The 1,026-nt window shown below is 76.9% G+C and carries 1 protein-coding gene; it reads left to right on the forward strand.

Features of this window, described 5'->3' with window-relative positions:
- The first annotated feature begins 48 nt into the window (after positions 1-48).
- A complete protein-coding gene (meaB, locus tag ACFU7Z_RS39595; RefSeq protein ID WP_074001458.1) occupies positions 49-1,005 on the forward strand; it encodes a methylmalonyl Co-A mutase-associated GTPase MeaB in 957 nt (318 codons plus the stop codon).
- Positions 1,006-1,026 lie beyond the last annotated feature (21 nt).

A 1,026-nucleotide genomic window follows, 5' to 3' on the forward strand; every position in this document is an offset into this window, starting at 1 on the left:
GCCGGTGGCGGTCCGCAGCCCCTTCGGCATCCGCGCAAGGAGCTCCTGATGATCGATGTCGCCACGCTGGTCGAGCAGGCCCGGGCGGGCCGGCCGCGGGCGGTCGCCCGGCTGATCACGCTGGTCGAGAACGCCGCGCCGCAGCTGCGGGAGGCGATGGCCGCGCTCGCGCCGTACACCGGGCGGGCGTACACGGTGGGCCTGACCGGCTCGCCCGGGGTCGGCAAGTCGACCTCCACCTCGGCGCTGGTCTCCGCCTACCGGCGGCTCGGCAAGCGGGTCGGGGTGCTGGCCGTCGACCCGTCCTCGCCGTTCTCCGGCGGCGCGCTGCTGGGCGACCGGGTCCGGATGCAGGACCACGCGACCGACCCCGAGGTGTTCATCCGCTCGATGGCCACCCGCGGCCACCTCGGCGGGCTCTCCTGGACGGCGCCGCAGGCGCTGCGGGTGCTGGACGCGGCCGGCTGCGAGGTGATCCTGGTGGAGACCGTCGGGGTGGGCCAGTCCGAGGTCGAGGTCGCCGCCCAGGCCGACACCACCGTGGTGCTGCTGGCCCCCGGGATGGGCGACGGCATCCAGGCCGCCAAGGCCGGGATCCTGGAGATCGGCGACGTCTTCGTGGTCAACAAGGCCGACCGGGACGGCGCCGACGCCACCGCGCGGGAGCTCAACCACATGCTGGGCCTCGGCGAGGCGCGGGAGGCGGGGGACTGGCGCCCGCCGATCGTCAAGACCGTCGCGGCCCGCGGCGAGGGCGTGGATGAGGTGGTCGAGGCGCTGGAGAAGCACCGCGCCTGGCTGGAGGAGCACGGCGAGCTCGCCGCGCGGCGCCGCCGCCGGGCCGCCGAGGAGATCGAGGCGATCGCGCTGGCCGAGCTGCGCGCCCGGATCGGCGACCTGCGCGGGGACCGGCACCTGGCCGTCCTCGCCGAACGCGTCGCCGAGGGCGCCCTGGACCCGTACGGCGCCGCCGACGAACTCGTCGCCGGCCTGACCCGCGGCTGACCCGGGCCGGGCGCGCGGGCC

Source organism: Kitasatospora sp. NPDC057518, from assembly GCF_042802075.1.
Lineage (GTDB): Bacteria > Actinomycetota > Actinomycetes > Streptomycetales > Streptomycetaceae > Kitasatospora.

Excerpts from the sequence above, each read along its gene's own strand:
- meaB (WP_074001458.1), top strand. The coding sequence starts at position 49 with ATGATCGATGTCGCCACGCTGGTCGAGCAGGCCCGGGCGGGCCGGCCG.